16 protein-coding genes are annotated in these 12673 nt (G+C 62.5%); 4 read left to right on the forward strand and 12 right to left on the reverse strand.

The annotated features are described in order from the left end of the window. Positions 1–126 precede the first annotated feature (126 nt). Positions 127–618: a very short patch repair endonuclease gene (locus GM676_RS20485; RefSeq protein WP_155465744.1), complete on the reverse strand. Its 492-nt coding sequence runs from the start codon at positions 616–618 to the stop codon at positions 127–129. A gap of 234 nt (positions 619–852) precedes the next feature. Between GM676_RS20485 and GM676_RS20490 the strand changes: the two genes are divergently transcribed. After that, positions 853–2073, forward strand: coding sequence for a DNA cytosine methyltransferase (locus GM676_RS20490; RefSeq protein WP_229262792.1), 1221 nt, complete (start codon positions 853–855; stop codon positions 2071–2073). Here the strand turns inward: GM676_RS20490 and GM676_RS32815 are convergent. Further along, positions 1998–2447 carry a HigA family addiction module antitoxin gene (locus GM676_RS32815; RefSeq protein ID WP_155465745.1) on the reverse strand — a complete coding sequence of 150 codons (450 nt, stop codon included), beginning with the start codon at positions 2445–2447 and terminating at the stop codon, positions 1998–2000. The genes GM676_RS20490 and GM676_RS32815 overlap by 76 nt on opposite strands. 258 nt (positions 2448–2705) lie before the next feature. On the opposite strand from GM676_RS32815, the gene GM676_RS20500 reads away from it, so the two are divergent. Next, positions 2706–2936, forward strand: coding sequence for a hypothetical protein (locus GM676_RS20500; protein WP_155465746.1), 231 nt, complete (start codon positions 2706–2708; stop codon positions 2934–2936). A 76-nt stretch (positions 2937–3012) separates the two neighbouring features. Here GM676_RS20500 and GM676_RS20505 read toward each other — a convergent pair whose 3' ends face one another. After that, positions 3013–3513 carry a hypothetical protein gene (locus GM676_RS20505; RefSeq protein WP_155465747.1) on the reverse strand — a complete coding sequence of 167 codons (501 nt, stop codon included), beginning with the start codon at positions 3511–3513 and terminating at the stop codon, positions 3013–3015. A 369-nt stretch (positions 3514–3882) separates the two neighbouring features. After that, positions 3883–4791 carry a hypothetical protein gene (locus GM676_RS20510; RefSeq protein ID WP_155465748.1) on the reverse strand — a complete coding sequence of 303 codons (909 nt, stop codon included), beginning with the start codon at positions 4789–4791 and terminating at the stop codon, positions 3883–3885. A 123-nt stretch (positions 4792–4914) separates the two neighbouring features. On the opposite strand from GM676_RS20510, the gene GM676_RS20515 reads away from it, so the two are divergent. After that, positions 4915–5640, forward strand: a complete 726-nt coding sequence (locus tag GM676_RS20515; protein ID WP_155465749.1) for a substrate-binding periplasmic protein — start codon at positions 4915–4917, stop codon at positions 5638–5640. Here the strand turns inward: GM676_RS20515 and GM676_RS20520 are convergent. Genes GM676_RS20520 through GM676_RS20555 form a run of 8 tightly spaced genes read right to left on the reverse strand, consistent with a single transcriptional unit; the run spans position 5637 to position 11900 of the window. Beyond that, the gene (locus tag GM676_RS20520; RefSeq protein WP_155465750.1) at positions 5637–6902 is read right to left on the reverse strand and encodes an NAD(P)/FAD-dependent oxidoreductase; all 1266 of its coding nucleotides are present in this window, start codon (positions 6900–6902) and stop codon (positions 5637–5639) included. The two genes, GM676_RS20515 and GM676_RS20520, sit on opposite strands and share 4 nt — an antisense overlap. A 10-nt stretch (positions 6903–6912) precedes the next feature. Further along, entirely contained in the window at positions 6913–7281 is a 369-nt protein-coding gene (locus GM676_RS20525; RefSeq protein WP_155465751.1) for a c-type cytochrome, read from the reverse strand. A gap of 10 nt (positions 7282–7291) precedes the next feature. Continuing rightward, entirely contained in the window at positions 7292–8038 is a 747-nt protein-coding gene (gene soxA / locus GM676_RS20530; protein ID WP_170304331.1) for a sulfur oxidation c-type cytochrome SoxA, read from the reverse strand. Then, positions 8035–8361 (reverse strand): thiosulfate oxidation carrier complex protein SoxZ, encoded by a 327-nt coding sequence (gene soxZ, locus GM676_RS20535; RefSeq protein WP_155465753.1) that lies wholly within the window; start codon positions 8359–8361, stop codon positions 8035–8037. The genes soxA and soxZ overlap by 4 nt, the downstream gene beginning before the upstream one ends. Further along, positions 8361–8792: a SoxY-related AACIE arm protein gene (locus GM676_RS20540; protein ID WP_155465754.1), complete on the reverse strand. Its 432-nt coding sequence runs from the start codon at positions 8790–8792 to the stop codon at positions 8361–8363. Before GM676_RS20540 ends, soxZ begins: the two co-directional genes overlap by 1 nt. Continuing rightward, positions 8789–9226: a sulfur oxidation c-type cytochrome SoxX gene (gene soxX / locus GM676_RS20545; RefSeq protein ID WP_155465755.1), complete on the reverse strand. Its 438-nt coding sequence runs from the start codon at positions 9224–9226 to the stop codon at positions 8789–8791. The genes GM676_RS20540 and soxX overlap by 4 nt, the downstream gene beginning before the upstream one ends. A gap of 26 nt (positions 9227–9252) precedes the next feature. Further along, positions 9253–11400, reverse strand: a complete 2148-nt coding sequence (locus tag GM676_RS20550; protein WP_155465756.1) for a xanthine dehydrogenase family protein molybdopterin-binding subunit — start codon at positions 11398–11400, stop codon at positions 9253–9255. Continuing rightward, positions 11397–11900, reverse strand: coding sequence for a (2Fe-2S)-binding protein (locus tag GM676_RS20555; protein ID WP_155465757.1), 504 nt, complete (start codon positions 11898–11900; stop codon positions 11397–11399). Before GM676_RS20555 ends, GM676_RS20550 begins: the two co-directional genes overlap by 4 nt. 148 nt (positions 11901–12048) lie before the next feature. Between GM676_RS20555 and GM676_RS20560 the strand changes: the two genes are divergently transcribed. Further along, positions 12049–12657 (forward strand): OmpW/AlkL family protein, encoded by a 609-nt coding sequence (locus tag GM676_RS20560; RefSeq protein ID WP_155465758.1) that lies wholly within the window; start codon positions 12049–12051, stop codon positions 12655–12657. Positions 12658–12673 lie beyond the last annotated feature (16 nt).

Here is a 12673-nt window from a genome sequence, read left to right on the forward strand (position 1 = left end):
GTCCCATTCAACCCTCGAAAATTTGCAAGGAATTGCCACCATTTTACCGATACCTTGCAAATCTCAGCAGTGTTTTTCGCGTGTTTCGCCTTTAGAATCAGGCCGTATGGGATTGTTCAGGGGCGACTACTTAGCGATGGTCTTGGTCGCCAGCGTTTCTGCATCAGGTACTCCGTTTTTGTTGAGAATTGATAGGCGAGCCACACCGACAGGGCCGAGGAACGATTGCAGCTTTTGCGCCAACTGTTGGCGTTCACGAAGTTCGCACTCCCAGAGCACAAGCACTTCCCAACCTGCTTGCGCTAACGCCTGGAAGGCACGCTCGTCCCGCGCCCTATTCCCGTTGAGCTTTTCGGTCCAGAACTCGACGCGGGACTTGGGTATGCGCGCCAAGCTGCAATTCTCATGGCGGTGCCAGAAACAGCCATGAACGAAGATGACTTTCCGGCGCGACGGAAAAACCAGATCCGGCGATCCTGGCAGAGTCCGAACATGCAGACGATAGCGGTAGCCGGCGGCGAACACCAGCTTGCGCACGATCATTTCGGGACGGGTGTCTTTCCCCCTCACGCGCGACATCACGGCGCTGCGCGCCGCTGGGTCCAGGGAGTCAACCATTAGCGTATCCTCCAATCCGTCTATCCACCTAGAATCGGAGCGACCACAAATTATTCAAGAGCATTTTGGCAACAGAAAACCAAACTTCATTGGAAGCTGTATAAACCGCAGAAGAATCACATACGATCTGGCGCTTGAGTTGGTTAGAGTGAGGCATTGCTTTATACTGCCGCAAGCCCGCTCAGCGCCTCGCCTGGTTGGTGCCGCATTGATTAAGTCCGATCGTTAAAAACCATGTACAAGTCCCCTCTCACCTCCGCGCTGCACGAAGAACCCGTCGCGGCGGCTTCACGCAGCCTGACGTCCATCGAGCTGTTCGCCGGGGCGGGTGGACTGGCGCTGGGATTTTCGGGCAACGACGTGCAGCACCGTGCCGTGGTCGAGTGGAACTCGCATGCGTGCAACACCATCCGCCACAACAAGCTGAACTTGGTCGATCCGGTCAGCCATTGGCCGGACGTGACGGAGGGCGACGTCAAGCATTTCAAGTACGACGCCTTCGAGGGTGTGGACCTGATCACCGGCGGGCCTCCCTGCCAGCCGTTCTCCATGGGCGGCAAGCACGGCGGCTTCCTGGACGAGCGCGACATGTTCCCGCAGGCGATACGCGCCGTCCGCGAGACCCGTCCGCGCGCCTTCGTCTTCGAGAACGTGCAGGGTTTGACGCGGGCCGCCTTCGCCGACTATTTCGACTATATTTTGTTGCAGCTGGAGTTTCCGTCGCTGGTCGCCAAGCCGAAGGAGCAATGGGGCAATCATCTTGCGCGCTTGCGCAAGTGGAAGCAAAAGCTTGGCACCGTCAGCGAGTACAACGTCACCTTCAAGCTGGTGAACGCGGCGAACTACGGCGTGCCGCAGAAGCGCATGCGCGTGTTCTTTGTGGGCTTCCGCGCGGACCAAGGCAAGGTGTGGGAGGCGCCCGCCGAGACGCATAGCAGCGATGCGCTGCTGCTCTCGCAATGGGGCTCGAACGAGTATTGGGACCGGCACAAGGTGGCGACCCGGCACCGGCCCGCCAAGCCGGCCGGCATCGAGAAGAAGATCGGTGCCTTGATCGACATGGATTACGGTGGCAATCTGCTCGCGTGGCGCACTGTTCGCGATGCGATTTGCGATCTGCCGGACCCGGAGCGCTTCCCCGGCAAGGTGCAGGCGCATCGCTTCCAGCCCGGCGCACGCACCTATCCCGGCCACACCGGCAGTCCCCTGGACGAGCCGGCGAAGGCGTTGAAGGCGGGCGACCACGGTGTGCCTGGCGGCGAGAACATGCTGCGGCGGGTGGATGGATCGGTTCGCTACTTCACGGTGCGCGAGTCGGCCCGCATTCAAACCTTCCCGGACACCTTCCTGTTCGACGGGACGTGGTCGGAAATCATGCGTCAGCTGGGCAACGCGGTGCCGGTGCGCCTGGCGTCGGTGATCGCCAAGAGCGTGTGCGACTTGCTCAGGGAGTAGTGTCTGGCGCTGGAGAGGCGTCGGCCGCCTCCAGCTCGACGACGCCGTGCGTTGATGCCGCTCTCTGCGTTATTGGCTTCTCCCGTAATTTGCACTTTCATCGCTTTTGTCTTACCCACCAAAGTCTCCGCCATGCGAAGGTCATACGCAGTTTGGAGATTTAGCCAGCATTGAGCTTCGTTACCGAAATATCGTTCAAGACGCAGGGCTGTATCTGCGGTCATGCCACGGCGACCTTTAACGATCTCGCTCAGGTGCGAATAAGGAATGTGCAGTACTAGTGCCACGGCGCGTACGCTGGTCCCCGTAGGTTCGATGTAGTCCTCCCAGAGGATCTCTCCGGGATGTATAGGGCGCATGCCGTTCTTGAACATGGTACTCGCGTTATTTTAAAGATTGAGACACCGAACTGCCCGAACTTGATAATGCTTTCATAGCTAACTCTCATCAGTTGGCATCACAACAGCAAGGAGCAAGTAGAGCCAGTTAGAGCACCCGCCCTAGCCAACATCCTCTTCCTCGCGTTCGCAAACACGTCTAAAAATAGTGAACTCAACGGCAGATGAGATGTCCAAAATAGGCGATCAAAATATCGGTTGCGTCAGTTTTCTGTCTTACGATTGGAGGAAATCATGCGCAAAAACCAGCGACGGTATGACACTAAGTCAGAAGCAAAAGTTCAAGAGGTCAGGAATATGATGAAGGCATTCGGCAGTACAGCCGCCAAGTGTTTCGGGGAGCAGGATTTTTTAGATCCAGATCTGGTGAAGATAGCTTTATCCTCACGGCATGAACGACGCCAGCGCTTGCGACGTGCAACGGATCGCTCTACAGGAGCAGAACTGATTCCCCTATACAGATAAAAAAAGCCTCCGTTTGAGCTATAAGAAATCTCGAATAGGAATCAAACCGCCCTGTTGATCAGCCTTCTTATGGATGTCATATTTCTTCGCGCCGGCCACGTGTCGGTGCGAATCTGCTTAATCTCGTCAAGACCGCCAACACTTTTTTCTTACGATCTCTTCCAGTAAGATTTAGCCAACCAGAGAAGGTTGCTGGAATAAGGTCCTTTTCGACGAACTCAATCGGATCGGTGATCTGCCAAGATATCGACACCGTTTCCCCGCAATCGGTACAACAAGGTAAGAGCCCTAATTCAAACGGTTCACCATCAACATCCGGGTCACAGGCAGCAGAACCAAAAATTATTTGAAGCACGTCTGCTCGGGTGATATCGTCTAAAGCTCTGGTGTATTCATTTACCCGCAACTCATCAGCGACCTCCGCATAAGCAGGAGTATTAAGCGCATCCAAATAGCGAAGCGTAGGCGAGTTCCGCTTGCGCAGCAAGAACTCACCATATGCATAGGGATTAATTTGCGGCGCTTTATAAAAATTGCCGCAGCATTTGCATGTGTACTCGAATAGAACAAGCTTCATGTTGAGGCGATCCCTAAAGCTTCACTGGTCTAACCCTCAGGTTCAATATCCGTATGACACCTTGATCCATCGATTATCGAACAACCATAGGTTGGACCGCGCCGTGATACCTAAGTTCACATGAGCCCTGTGATTCCCCAGAAAGCAAAGAGCCCTACCGAAGTAGGGCTCAAAATGTCGTTGCAAGGGATTGCAATCTCCAGATGCAAAGGCCTCTTTCAAGGACTTAAGCCTGATGCCTAGGCAGCGCAGGAGTATTGATGATACTTGAAGAATTTTCTGGTGTCGATACCGTCATGGCCAACACTCCGGCATCAACGACAAATTATCTTTCATCAAAACCGGAAAGCTGTGTGCGACAAAACACAGTTACTTCGTGATGCGCTCCCACCCATGCCGTACCGCTTCCTTGAACTTGTCCCAGCTCGATTGCGGGTGTCGATCCTCCCAGGTCACGCGCAGTTCGGACTCCACTTCGCCGAACGGCTTGTCCTTGTAGCCGGGGTTGCCCGCCATCGATTCGCCGTAGCGGTAGGCCGGGTCGTATTCCTGGTAGGTGCCGCCGGTGTAGGACAGGGTTTTCTCCCAGTGCGTGCGGAAGTATTCGTCGTCGGCGTCGTCGTCGTTCCCGCGCAGGATGTTGAGGGTGTCCTGGTTCGGCTCGTTGCGCGGGTAGATGCGCATGCCGCTGCGCTGGATGGTGCTCTGGATGTCGGCCACCGCGTCCGCCGCCGCCGGCGCCACGGCCTTCAGGTCGCCGCGCTGCTGCGATCCCGGCGTGGCCACCTGTTCGGCGCGCGCGAACACCACCGCGTCCTCGCGCGGACGGATGCCGTGCTGCTCGGGCGCGGTCTGCTGGGCGCCGCTGCTGGTCTGCTGCATGCGCGCCCCGCCCTGTAAGGCTTCCGCGCCCCAGCCGCTGGCGCGCCACATGGTTTCGTGGTCGTCGATGTCGATCGGGTTGAAGTCGTCGATGATGTCCGCCGCGCGCTCGGCCGCTTCCAGCGTGGTGGTGTGCACCGCCAGCACGGTGTGGCCGCGGTTGAGCGCTTCGGCGTAGACGTGGCGGTCGGCGTGGTCCTTGCCGATCAATTGGCTGAACATTTGCTTGACGTTGCCGAGGATGGAGGCATCGTCGTTGATGCGGGCGGTGCCGGCCACGCTGCCGGAATCGTGGATCTCGATGCTATCAGCATCGTAGCCATTGTGGATCAGTTCATCCCTGGCGATGGTGGCCTCGGCGCGGGTTTCAAATACGGCTGCCAGTGTGTGTTTCATGATGGGCTCCTGGATAGAGGTATTTGGGCGCAGTCTAGAATGTTTGCCAAGATGCCAGCGCCCGTTTGCCGAAAAGCAAGCTCACCCGGGCAAGGGCCGTCATGCCACGGGCTATAATGGGGCATGCCGACCCGATTCCGCCCTTTCCCGCTCGCCGCCTGGATGACGTCCGCCTGCGCTTTCGCCGGGACGGGAGAGCTGGTCATGCTGGCGCCGGTCGATCAGGCCATGCCGATCGTGCGCTTCCAGAATGGCGCCATCAGCGGCGGCATCGTCAAGGATATGGGCGATGTGCTGGCCCAGCGCCTGGGCCGGCGCGCGGTGTATCTGAATGCCGATACGCCGGACGTCACGCCGGCGCTGAGCAGCGGCCGCGCCGACGCCATGTGCTATCTGCTGCCGTTCTGGATCGATGGCGATTACAACTGGAGCCCGCCCATGCTGCCGGACGCCGAGATGATCGCCGCCCGCAGCGATATGCCGCATCTGCGCTCGCTCAAGGATTTGAAGGACAAGCCGGTGGGCACGGTGGCCGGCTACCGCTATCCGCGCGTGCAGCAGGTGCTGGGCCATCGCTTCAAGCGCGTGGATGCCGCCAATATGGATCAGAATATCCAGCAGATGGTGGCCGGCAAGGTGCCGTACACGATGATCAGCGAGGCCACGCTGAATTATCAGCACCGCCTTAATCCGGAGTTGAAGGTGCGCGCGGATCTGGTGTTTTCGTCGTACAAGGCGCAATGCGCGTTCTCGCAGAAGTCGGCGATTCCGTTCGATGAGGTGAGCCGCGCGATCGATGCGCTGATCAAGGATGGCGTCATCGATCAGATCATGGCGCGCTACCGCTAGCCCAACGTGTCGGCCCAGATGTTGCGGGCCCAGTTCATCGCATATTCCCCTTCCAGCGCGCTGGCGTTGGCCGACAAGCCGCCGGAGCCTGGCACCACCAGCAGGGTTTTCTTGTCCGCGTCGTAGGCGTGGACGGAGGCGACGTGGATGACGTCGTGGTCGGAGACGAAGCTGTAGCAGGTATTGGTCAGCATGGGGTGCGCGTAGGGCGCGCGGCCGGCCAGCAGGTCTACCACGGCCGCCGCGCACACTTTGGCGTGCTGGTTGGCCATGTGGGCGGACTTGGGCATCAGCGGCGCCACGGCGATGGCGTCGCCAAGGACGTGGATGTTTTTCATCTGCGTCGATTCAAAGCTGAGGAAGTCGACGCCGCACCAGCGGCCGTTGGCGTTGGCCAGGCCCGTTTGCACGGCGATGGCGCCGGCGCGCTGGGGCGGGATGATGTTGAGGACATCGGCTTGCACCTGGTCGCCCAGTTCGGAGATGGCGGTGCGGTTGGCCGCGTCCACGTCGGCGGTGCGGAACGATGGGCGGTATTCGATGATGCCGCTGTAGCGCTCTTTCCAGATTTTCTTGAACAGCGGGCCTTTGGAGACCACGTCGTCGTTGGCGTCCAGGATCAGGACTTTGGATTTCGGTTTGTGGCGGCTGAAGTAGAAGGCGATTTGCGAGGCGCGTTCGTACGGGCCGGGCGGGCAGCGGTATGGCGCCGGCGGGATGGTCATGGCGTAAGTGCCGCCGTCCGGCATGGCTTGCAGTTGCGCGCGCAGGGCGGTGGTTTGCGGGCCGGCTTTCCAGGCGTGCAGGATGTTGTCCTGGGCACCGGGTTTGAGCATGCCGGGCAGCTGGTCCCACATGAAGTCGATGCCGGGGGAGACGATCAGGCGGTCGTAGTTCAGGGTCTGGCCGCCGGCCAGCGCCAGCGTGCGTTTGTTGGCGTCGATGCTGGTGACGGTGTCGCGCAGGATGCGGATGCCGTGTTTTTCGGCCAGCGCGGTGCGCGGCATGGTCAGGTCGGCGATCTGGCGCGAGCCGCCCAGTACGAGGTTGGACAGCGGGCAGGAGATGAAGCTGGCGCTGGGTTCGATCAGGGTGACGTCGATGGCGTTGTCGCTCCACAGGCGCACGTAGCGCGCGGCGGTGGCGCCGCCGTAGCCGCCGCCGATGACGACGACGTGGGTTTTGGCCTGGCCGGTGATGGTGGCGCATCCGGCCAGCAGTGCGCTGGCACCGGCGGCTTGCAGGAATTGACGGCGTTGCATGCTGGCCTCCTTACTTCTGCGCGGCGAAGTACGCCGCCAGTTGTGCGATCTGTTCGTCGGTGTAGCCTTTGGCAATCTGGCTCATGATGGTCGATTCGCGCTTGCCGGTTTTGAAGGCTTGCAGGCTGGCCGTCAGGGCTTGCTGCGATTGGCCGGCAAGGCGGGGCAGCGTGCCGCCGCGCGTGTCGCCTGCCGTGCCGTGGCAGGCGGCGCAGGTGGCGGCGAGGCGCGCGGCGGGGGCGATGACGGGTGTGATAGCGATGGCGGGGGCGATGGCTGACGCGGCGGCGGACGGGATGGCCTGCGCGGCGGCGGCGGTGGGCGCATTGACTGCGGCTAGCAAGGCAAGGGCGATCAACGCGGTGGTATTCGGCGGCATGGCGGCCTCCTCAGGGTCGTACTCCGGGCGTTTCGATTTTCATGCCTTGGTCGCGCACGGCGAGCCAGGCTTCCAGTTCTATCAGTTCCTGTGCGCCGTAGGGCGGCACTTCGGCGCGCACGCCGCTCATGCAGTTGCGCAGGCGGCGTTGCAGTGATCCCATCGCTTGCCATTCGAGCCGGTAGATCGGGTAGGCGCTGGCATGCGCTTGCGGGATGGTGCTGCCGCCAAGGCGCTTGCCCGCTTGCTGGTCATGGCATTGGGCGCAGGAGAGGTTGAGTTGTCCTATGCGCTGGAAGTAGAGTTGCTGGCCGCGTGCGGCGCTGGCGCGGGTGTCTTGGTCTTGCGGCGGTGTTACCGGCATGCCGCGCGATTGCATGGCGACGTAGGCTTCCATGCCGAGCAGTTCTTCGCTTTCGGCGCGCCATGGCGTGGCTTGCTGTTTGCGTTCGCGGCAGATGTTGATGCGTTGGCTGAGGTTGATGGTCCGGTCTCGGTGGAAGGCCGGGAAGCGGGCGGCTACGCCGCGCATGCTGTTCTTGGCGTCGCCGTGGCAGCTGGCGCAGGATTTGCCGCTGCCGCCGGCGGCGGTGTTCCATTGCGCTTCGCCGTTGCTGATCCACAGCATGGCCGGGTTTTGGGTGTCGTCGCGCTGCATCGCTTGCGTGGCGGGGCTCATGAAGTCGGCGCCGGAACGGCGTTCGTCGGCGGCCAGCGCCGATGCGGCGATCATCATGAGGGCCAGCATGGCTTTCATGATGCGCTCACCGTGATGGTCATTTTTTCGGTGTGGGTGAAGCCGTTGTCGCCGTCCCATTTGCATTCCAGTGTGCCGCTTTCGGTCGCCACGGTGAAGAAGGCAATGTAGGGGTTGGCGGAGATGGCTTGGTGCAGTTCGGCGCCGAAGACGGTTTCGCCGTTGTAGCGGCATTCGAATGTGCGGATGATGTCGCGCGCCAGCAGTTTGCCGTCCGCGCCGACACGGTAGCCGGTTTCCATCGGGTGGCCGATCAGGGCGCGGATTTCGATGATGTCGCCGCGCCTGGCGCTGGCGGGCATGTGGATCAGGGCGCGTGCCATCAGGGGGCCTCGCCTTCGATGCACGCGGCCAGTGCGACGATGACGTCGACGCCGTGCGCCCAGTAGCTGCCGTCGCTCATGCGCGCCACGGCCATCAGGCGCTGCGAGGTAGCGAGGCGGATGCGGGTGGAGACTTCGGCTTTGCCGCTGCGTGGGCTGAGTGTGAATACGGCCACTTCGGTTTGCGGGTTGCGCTCGGTGAAGATGGCGATGGCGCGCACCTGCTCGGCCGGGCTGTCGACCGCGATGGTGACGGGGACGGCGTTGCCGTTGTCGATCAGTTGGGCGATGTCGAATTGGACTTTGCCGGTGTGCGGTTTGGCGCCGCCGGTGAAGGTGTTGATGGCGGCCGCCATGTCCGCCGGTGTGGCGGAGGTGGGACGGACCAGCGCCAGCAAGGTGCCCGCTGCGATCAGGTCGCGGCGCTTCATGGTGTGGGCTCCCTGAGGGTTTGCAGCCAGGCCACCACGTCTTCGATTTGCTGGGTGGTGAGGATGGTTTTGTCTTTGTACGTGGCGGCCACGCGGTTCAGGCCTGCGGTTTTGTGGTACGCGGGCATGATGGTGGAGGGGTTGAACTGGCTGGCGTCCATGATGCGCTGGCGTAGTTGGTCGGCGGTCCAGCGTTGGCCGACGCCGCGCAGGTCGGGGGCAAGGTTGCCTTGGAAGCGATCCTCAGGAATGGGGCCGGTGTGGCACAGCAGGCAGAGGCTCAGTTGGCGGTTGGCGACGATGGCGCGGCCGCGCGCGGGGTCGCCCGGGGCTGCGCCGGGCGGGGGTGATGCGGCGCCGTCGGTCGCCAGTACGGGCGTGGCGAGAGCGGTGGCGGCGGGCAGCAGCGCAGCGAGGGCGAGGACCCTTGCCATGCCACTGCGCCGCCGCGGCTTCATTGCTAGGCCTTCTTCACCAAGCTGGTGTTTTTCAACGGCAGATCGCGCACGCGTTTCCCGGTGGCGGCGAAGATGGCGTTCAGCACGGCCGGTGCGGCCACCGCAATCGTCGGCTCGCCCACTCCGCCCCAGAAGCCGCCGGACGGCATGATGATGGACTCCACTTTCGGCATCTCTTCCAGCTTGAGCACCTGGTAGGTGTCGAAGTTCTGCTGCTCCATCTGCCCATCCTTGAGCGTGCATTCGCCGTACAGCGCGGCGGACAGGCCGTACACAAACGATCCCTCCACCTGCGCCTCGATCTGCTGCGGGTTCACGGCGTAACCCGGATCGGTGGCGGCGACGATGCGGTGGATTTTCACCTTGCCGGTCTTGCGGTCCACCGACACTTCGGCACACGCGGCCACGTAGCTGCCGAAGCCCATGGTCTGCGCCAGCCCGCGATACACGCCCTTCGGCGCCGGCTTGCCCCAGCCGGCCTTCTCCGCCACCGCGTTCAGCACCGCCAAGTGTTTCGGATGGTCGGCCATCAGCTTGCGGCGGAAGGCCAGCGGGTCCTGTTTGGTCGCGTGGGCCAGTTCGTCCATGAAGCATTCGAGGTAGATCGTGTTCTGGTTCAGGTTCACGCCGCGCCAGAAGCCCGCAGGCACCGGCGGATTGCGCATCGCATGGTCCACCAGCAGGTTGGGGAAGCTGTAGCCGATGGACGCTTCCGGTCCCGGCGCGTTCAGGCCCTGGAACACCACCGGGTCCTTGCCATCCTTGAGGGTGGAGCCCAGCGACGCCAGGATCGACTGCCCGGCAATGCGCATGTGCAGGCCGGTGACGTTGCCCTTGGCGTCCAGCCCCGCCGTCAGCTTGCACTGGGTGATGGGATGGTAGCGGCCGTGCAGCATGTCTTCTTCGCGCGACCAGATCAGCTTCACCGGCGTGCCGGGCATCTCCCTGGCGATCTTCACCACCTGCGTCACCCAGTCGTGCGTGGCGCCGCGACGGCCAAAGCCGCCGCCCAGATGCAGTTTGTAGACTTCGCACTTGGCCGGCGGCAGGCCCGCCGCTTCGGCGGTGGCGGCCAGCGCGGCCTCGCCGTTCTGCGTCGGCGTCCAGACTTCGCAACGCTCCGGCGTCCAGACTGCGGTGGCATTCATGGTCTCCATGGTGGCGTGGTTCTGCCACGGGAAGGAGTACACCGCCTCGATCTTGCGCGCGGCCGACTGGATGGCGGCCTTGGCGTCGCCGTTGGCGTTGCCCACCACCGCATCCGGCGCGTCCAGCGCGGCCTTCAGGGTGGCGTTGACGTCCTTCTGCGACAGTTTGGCGTTGGCGCCCTTGTCCCATTCGATCGGTAAGGCTTCCAGCGCGGACTTGGCGCGCCACCAGGTATCGGCCACCACCACCACGGCGCTGTCGCCCAGCTTGAAGACTTTCCTGATGCCGGGGCGCTTCTCGATCATCGATGCGTCGAAGCTCTTCACGGTGCCGCCAAATACCGGGCAGTCCTTGATGGCGGCGTTCAGCATGCCGGGCATCTTGAGGTCCATGCCGTAGATTTGCGCGCCGGTGGTTTTGTCGACCGTGTCCAGACGCGCGAGGCGCTTGCCGGCCAGTTTCCAGTCTTTCGGATCTTTCAGCGCCACGTCGGTGGGCGGGGTCAGTTTGGCGGCGGCGGCGGCCACCTTGCCGTAGCTGATGGTGCGGCCGCTCGGCTTGTGTGTGATGACGCTGGCCGATGCCGCGCATTCGGACGCCGGCACCTGCCACGCATCGGCCGCCGCCTGGACCAGCACGGTGCGGGCGATGGCGCCGCCCTTGCGCACGTAGTCGTGCGATTCGCGCACACCGCGGCTACCGCCGGTGGAGAATGAACCCCACACGCGCTTGCGCGCCAGGTTCTGGCCGGGCGTTGGATATTCGGTGGTGACCTTGCTCCAGTCGGCGTCCAGTTCTTCCGCCACCAGCTGCGCCAGGCCGGTCAGCGTGCCCTGCCCCATCTCGGAACGGGCGATGCGGATCACGATGGTGTCGTCCGGCTTCACCACCACCCAGGCGTTGACTTCCGGCGTGGCCTCGGCGGCGGTGGCGTCGAATGGAATGTGGAAGGCGACCACCAGGCCGCCAACGGCTTTAAGGAAGCTGCGGCGCGCGGTCATGCTTTGCTCCCTTCGATGCGTTCAATCGCCAGGCCCGCCGTGGCGGGATCGCCGCCGCGTACCGCCACGTGGATGGCCTTGCGCACGCGGTTGTAGGTGCCGCATCGGCAGATGTTGGTCATGGCCGCGTCGATATCGGCGTCGGTGCATTTGGGCTTTTCGCGGATCAGCGCGGCGGCGGCCATGATCATGCCGGACTGGCAGAAGCCGCACTGCGGCACGTCCAACGCGGCCCAGGCTTTCTGGATGGGATGCGAGCCGTCTTTCGACAAGCCCTCGATGGTGGTGATCTTTTGCGTGGCGGTGACGGCGGACGCGGGATAGACGCAGCTGCGGATCGGCTGGCCATCGATGTGCACGGTGCAGGCGCCGCATTGCGCCACGCCGCAGCCGTACTTGGTGCCGGTGAGTCCCAGCTGCTCGCGGATCACCCACAGCAGCGGCGTATCGTCCTCCGCCTCATATTCCCTCACGACGCCGTTGACGGTCAGCTTGCCCATGCGATCTCCTGTTTGTAGTTTGCCCAAATCGACCGCTGGTCATACTACCACTTTTTAGGTTTTGGAAATTTTTGACTTGGATCAAGGTTTTTGCCGCACCGCATCAATAGACTTTCTCACGTTATTTAACGACGACAAGAGGAAGCAAATGAAGAAGCCTGTAGCAGCAGTATTGGCCGTGCTGGCCCTGATCAGCGGCGCCGCGCAAGCGGAAGACAACCCATGGCTGGTGCGCGTGCGCGCCGTGCATCTCGATCCGGCCGACAAATCCGATCCGGTGGGCGGCGCCGGCGCCTCGGACCGCCTCAGCGTCAGCAGCAAGACCATCCCGGAGCTGGACGTCTCCTATTTCTTCACAAAGCACATCGCGGCGGAGCTGGTGCTGACCTATCCGCAGAAGCATGACGTGTCGCTGGATGGTGCCAAGATCGGCACCGTCAGGCATCTGCCGCCGACGCTGCTGGCGCAGTACCACTTCCTGCCGGACGCGCGGTTCCGTCCGTACGTGGGCGCGGGCCTGAACTACACCACCTTCTCGCAGAACCGGCTGCTGAACGGCGCGGGCAGCCTGGAACACGACAGCTTCGGCCTGGCGCTGCAAACGGGCGCCGACGTGGCGATCGATCAGCACTGGTCGCTCAACTTCGACCTCAAGAAGGTCCAGATCCGCAGCGACGTGCTGATCGGCGGCGCCAAGGCCAGCCGCGTGAAAATCGATCCCCTGATGCTGGCCGTGGGCGTGGGCTACCGCTTCTGACGTTGCTCCACCGCTA

Origin of the sequence: Duganella radicis, from assembly GCF_009720825.1 — a bacterium.
Taxonomy (GTDB): domain Bacteria; phylum Pseudomonadota; class Gammaproteobacteria; order Burkholderiales; family Burkholderiaceae_D; genus Rugamonas; species Rugamonas radicis.

Coding starts and splice junctions, on each gene's coding strand:
- GM676_RS20490 (WP_229262792.1), top strand. CDS start 853: ATGTACAAGTCCCCTCTCACCTCCGCGCTGCACGAAGAACCCGTCGCG.
- GM676_RS20510 (WP_155465748.1), bottom strand. CDS start 4,791: ATGAAACACACACTGGCAGCCGTATTTGAAACCCGCGCCGAGGCCACC.
- GM676_RS20525 (WP_155465751.1), bottom strand. CDS start 7,281: ATGCCGCCGAATACCACCGCGTTGATCGCCCTTGCCTTGCTAGCCGCA.
- GM676_RS20500 (WP_155465746.1), top strand. CDS start 2,706: ATGCGCAAAAACCAGCGACGGTATGACACTAAGTCAGAAGCAAAAGTT.
- GM676_RS20515 (WP_155465749.1), top strand. CDS start 4,915: ATGCCGACCCGATTCCGCCCTTTCCCGCTCGCCGCCTGGATGACGTCC.
- GM676_RS32815 (WP_155465745.1), bottom strand. CDS start 2,447: ATGTTCAAGAACGGCATGCGCCCTATACATCCCGGAGAGATCCTCTGG.
- GM676_RS20520 (WP_155465750.1), bottom strand. CDS start 6,902: ATGCAACGCCGTCAATTCCTGCAAGCCGCCGGTGCCAGCGCACTGCTG.
- soxA (WP_170304331.1), bottom strand. CDS start 8,038: ATGAAAGCCATGCTGGCCCTCATGATGATCGCCGCATCGGCGCTGGCC.
- GM676_RS20540 (WP_155465754.1), bottom strand. CDS start 8,792: ATGAAGCGCCGCGACCTGATCGCAGCGGGCACCTTGCTGGCGCTGGTC.
- soxZ (WP_155465753.1), bottom strand. CDS start 8,361: ATGGCACGCGCCCTGATCCACATGCCCGCCAGCGCCAGGCGCGGCGAC.
- GM676_RS20560 (WP_155465758.1), top strand. CDS start 12,049: ATGAAGAAGCCTGTAGCAGCAGTATTGGCCGTGCTGGCCCTGATCAGC.
- GM676_RS20550 (WP_155465756.1), bottom strand. CDS start 11,400: ATGACCGCGCGCCGCAGCTTCCTTAAAGCCGTTGGCGGCCTGGTGGTC.
- GM676_RS20555 (WP_155465757.1), bottom strand. CDS start 11,900: ATGGGCAAGCTGACCGTCAACGGCGTCGTGAGGGAATATGAGGCGGAG.
- GM676_RS20485 (WP_155465744.1), bottom strand. CDS start 618: ATGGTTGACTCCCTGGACCCAGCGGCGCGCAGCGCCGTGATGTCGCGC.
- GM676_RS20505 (WP_155465747.1), bottom strand. CDS start 3,513: ATGAAGCTTGTTCTATTCGAGTACACATGCAAATGCTGCGGCAATTTT.
- soxX (WP_155465755.1), bottom strand. CDS start 9,226: ATGGCAAGGGTCCTCGCCCTCGCTGCGCTGCTGCCCGCCGCCACCGCT.